The following is a 509-nucleotide window of genomic DNA, read 5'->3' on the forward strand; positions in this document are numbered from 1 at the left end:
GAACGTCTTGCCAAGCTCGCCGGTGGTGTTGCCGTCATCCGCGTCGGCGGCTCGACGGAAGTCGAAGTGAAGGAAAAGAAGGACCGCATCGACGACGCCCTCAATGCGACGCGCGCTGCTGTTCAGGAAGGTATCGTCCCCGGCGGCGGCGTTGCCCTGCTTCGTTCCTCCGTCAAGATCACGTCCAAGGGTGTGAACGACGACCAGGAAGCCGGCATTAACATCGTTCGCAAGTCGCTGCAGTCGCTGGTTCGCCAGATCGCTGACAACGCTGGTGACGAAGCTTCGATCGTCGTNCCGCATCGACGACGCCCTCAATGCGACGCGCGCTGCTGTTCAGGAAGGTATCGTCCCCGGCGGCGGCGTTGCCCTGCTCCGTTCCTCCGTCAAGATCACGTCCAAGGGTGTGAACGACGACCAGGAAGCCGGCATCAACATCGTTCGCAAGTCGCTGCAGTCGCTGGTTCGCCAGATCGCTGACAACGCTGGTGACGAAGCTTCGATCGTCG

General features: G+C 61.8%; 2 pseudogenes. Both read left to right on the forward strand.

Annotation, left to right across the window (positions count from 1 at the left end):
• Positions 1–294: pseudogene (locus tag BN1800_RS39900) on the forward strand (TCP-1/cpn60 chaperonin family protein); the annotation flags it as partial.
• A 4-nt stretch (positions 295–298) separates the two neighbouring features.
• A pseudogene (locus tag BN1800_RS39905) lies at positions 299–509 on the forward strand (TCP-1/cpn60 chaperonin family protein); the annotation flags it as partial.

Source organism: Rhizobium sullae, from assembly GCF_900169785.1.
GTDB lineage: Bacteria > Pseudomonadota > Alphaproteobacteria > Rhizobiales > Rhizobiaceae > Rhizobium > Rhizobium sullae.